We start from the raw sequence: 3029 nt of genomic DNA on the forward strand, positions 1-3029 counted from the left end.
CGAATTTTCTGGTCAAAAGATTGCGATTTTGAATAATGATCCGCAAATGTATAAATTTGCAAGTTTATCTAAGTCCAAACCTGTCACGGTAACACTATCAAACTTTGCAGATAAATTTAAAACCGGCGAAGTTGATATTGTGATCATGCCCGCTCTTGCCTACAACACCTTTGAGCTTTACGAGGGTCTTGCAGATAAAGGAGGAATTATTGATTACCGGCTATATTACGGAATGCTTCAAACCATTGCTCGTCGTGATCAGTTCCCTGAGGATTTCGGGAATAAAATGCGAAACTACATGCTGACACGAATGAAAGCGATGAACAAAATGGTAGTTGATGCCGAAGAGGAAATCCCCAAGCACTACTGGATTAAAACTAATCAATTCGTAAAGGATGAGATTGATCACTTCAGTAAACGCATTAGACTTGCCTTACAAGACGATCAGATCAACAACCCTACCGCACTGAAGTTATTCTGGAAAATTCGCTGCCGTCTAGACCCTTCTCGTGGCGAATGCAAAGCACCGCCCAAGGTGGTTAGCAAACGCGTCAAAAAGAACAACATAGAGAAGCAAAAGGCCCAAGCAGACGCAGCTGCTAAAAAGAAGCTCGAAGCCGAGCGCATCGCTCACGCAAAAAAAGCTGAAGCTGAACGCTTAGCTAAACAAAGAGCAGAAGAAGAGAAGCGGCTTCAAGAGCAAAAAGAACAAGAGCAACGCAAGCTTGAAGAGGAAAAGCAGCTTCTAGCCCAGCAACAGCAAGAACAAGCACGACTTGAGGAAGAGCGCCGTATTGAAGAACAACGAATAGCGCAAGAAAAACTCAAGCTAGAAGAAGAAAAGAAAGCCTTAGAACAAGAACGCATCGTACTTGAACAAGCAAAAAATGAGCTTGAGAAAAAAGAGTCATGGAGTTTATGGGACTTTCTATTTGGCTGGATCTAAGCGGCAATAGAGCAAACGATGAACCGCTCCAAATTAGAAGAAATAACGAAGGCTATCCTGGATAAGTCGTCGCCATATTCATACAAAACAAAAGCCTTAGAGGACTATGCAAAGGTCTGTAGTGATCTTGGCGGTATAACAGCATCTCCTGCCTTCGATGCATGGGCGAGTGATTCATACCTCCCTCAAGGCTTAGCTATTTGCTCGGAAGCAGCAGCTCAGTGCACACTTGATCATCAGCGCAGCATAACCTTCATTCAGGCTGTCAATGCCGCTATAAGCGATACATTAGCCAACTCTATCGATCAGCCAATAAAAATTCTTTACGCTGGCTGCGGGCCCTACGCAACGCTCCTACTACCGCTACTAACTCAGTTTTGCTCTGATGAAATAGAACCATACTTTTTAGATATCCATCAAGAATCGCTTGACAGTGTTGAACGCCTATTACAGGCCTTTGAATTAACGAAGTATTCCAGTCACCTTGTCAACGCTAATGCCTGTGAATACCAGCACCCTGATACACTCGACATTATCATCAGCGAAACAATGCAGAAGTCTCTTGAGCATGAGCCTCAAGTAGAAATAACGGCAAACCTAGCAGACCAACTTAAGCCGCATGGTATATTTATTCCACAATCTATTAATGTGTCTTTAGAGCTTAAGGTTGTGAAGAATAACAGCGCTGATTCTGCAAACGCTACATTCTACCCGGTTGCAAGGTTAATAGACCTAACGCCAAAACACGCAGTTAAATATTGCGCTGAAGCAAAAAACAATAGCTCCAACGCTGAGCTATCCTTTTACTGCTGCAGCTTCACACTCCCCAAACAAAATCTATCAGGTCGCCACTCCCTATTCCAGACAACTACAATACAAGCGTACAAAGATTACATATTGAGCAACGGTGATTGCGACCTATCTCTCCCGAGGCCTTGTTTAGAAATATCGCAATTGAATGGTGAAGCAACTTACGAGGTTAGCTATGCACTTGGAGGCTATCCAAAATTTGTATTTTTAAATCGCTAGAACGATCGCGACATGCCACAACTATAAAAATAAGGAGCGAATAGGGAAATTGGTAGGACTAGGCAGATTCGAACTGCCGACCTCTACCATGTCAAGGTAGCGCTCTAACCAACTGAGCTATAGTCCTATTTCAAGCATCGCAAGGAGAGCGACTTGAATAAGGCGCGTAATTTATCAAACAATTCAGCGCCTTGCAATGAGAATATTAGAAAAATATTCTTACGAATCTAGATTGCACTTTATATCTAGAAATCTAAGCCTGTACTTAAGTAAACACCGCTAAAATCAACATCAACTTCGATATCAGCACTGCCTATATCATCAATCTTGATTGCCATAGTGCGATAGCCTAGCTCAACAAATGCTAAGCTAATATTTTGACGAATACGGGCACGGGCATCATAAATACCATTACCAGAATACGAAATACCCGATAACTCAGCGCCAACTGCCATACCAGTAAAAGGCAGCTCTACTTCAGCTTTTGCATAGGGCAGCGGTAGAAAGTTATCAATAGTAGAGGTCGAGCTTTCTGTATCACCCTCAACATTAAGCTGACCGTCAAAAACCTTAATATCTAAACCAACATCAACCGAAACCCAGTTATCGAGAATTTCATAGTAAGCAATTACATCATAGTGAGTCAGGTCTAAATTAGTCGTAACAGGCCCTTCCACACCAGCAAAACCATCGCCTGCTTCATCAATTTCGCCAGATTCAGTCTGATCAAGGGAAGTTAGTCGGACCTTTATATTTGGAATCAGTGGCACGGGGTGTTCAAATGAAGCCGCGAGTTCGAAGAAACTATCGTCTTCGAAACCTAGGTCTTTTTCAAAATCAACTGTTTCACCAGCGGTGGCATCACCACCAATGCCTGCATACCAATAACTTGCTTCAACAGTACCGCCAATAAAATCGGCTTGAGCCGTGGCGCTTGCAGCCAAAACGAAAGGAGCGAGGAGTTTTGTAACTTTTTTCATAGATACTTACCTTATTGAATTCTCTTAAGAATAAAACTATTAGCGTAAGTATAGAGGGAGTTTTTGATTTTGCT

Annotated in this window: 3 protein-coding genes and 1 tRNA gene; 2 read left to right on the plus strand and 2 right to left on the minus strand. The window is 42.5% G+C overall.

The features are described from left to right. Nucleotides 1-946, plus strand: a 946-nt coding sequence (locus tag A3735_RS12815; protein ID WP_231882553.1) for a putative solute-binding protein, incomplete at its 5' end; no start/stop codon positions are given. 18 nt (nucleotides 947-964) lie between these two features. Further along, nucleotides 965-1975, plus strand: a complete 1011-nt coding sequence (locus A3735_RS12820) for a hypothetical protein (protein WP_068507793.1) — start codon at nucleotides 965-967, stop codon at nucleotides 1973-1975. Between the two features lie 50 nt (nucleotides 1976-2025). Here A3735_RS12820 and A3735_RS12825 read toward each other — a convergent pair. Both A3735_RS12825 and A3735_RS12830 read right to left on the minus strand, forming a co-directional pair. Continuing rightward, nucleotides 2026-2102: transfer RNA gene (locus A3735_RS12825), tRNA-Val, on the minus strand. Nucleotides 2103-2220: 118 nt separating this feature from the next. After that, the gene (locus A3735_RS12830) at nucleotides 2221-2955 is read right to left on the minus strand and encodes a TIGR04219 family outer membrane beta-barrel protein (RefSeq protein ID WP_068507795.1); all 735 of its coding nucleotides are present in this window, start codon (nucleotides 2953-2955) and stop codon (nucleotides 2221-2223) included. Nucleotides 2956-3029: the final 74 nt, after the last annotated feature.

This window comes from Oleiphilus sp. HI0061 (genome assembly GCF_001635675.1).